Below are 245 nucleotides of genomic sequence, written 5' to 3' on the forward strand. Positions count from 1 at the left end.
TGGAAACTTATGGTTTCGATGGGCTGGACATCGACCTTTAGCAGAAAGCCATTCACACCGCCAACAACAAGACCGTTTTGCCGGCTGCACTGAAACTGGTGAAGGATCACTACGCGGGCGAAGGCAAACACTTCATTATCAGCATGGCACCGGAGTTCCCCTATCTCGTCACGACCGGGGCGTACGTCGCCTACATCCAGGCACTGGAGGGTTACTACGATTTCATCGCGCCGCAGTACTACAAC

Annotated in this window: 1 pseudogene; it reads left to right on the forward strand. The window is 53.9% G+C overall.

Features of this window, described 5'->3' with window-relative positions:
* A pseudogene (locus SB756_RS34070) lies at positions 1–245 on the forward strand (chitinase); the annotation flags it as partial.

Source organism: Pseudomonas sp. SIMBA_068, assembly GCF_046534705.1.
Lineage (GTDB): Bacteria > Pseudomonadota > Gammaproteobacteria > Pseudomonadales > Pseudomonadaceae > Aquipseudomonas > Aquipseudomonas putida.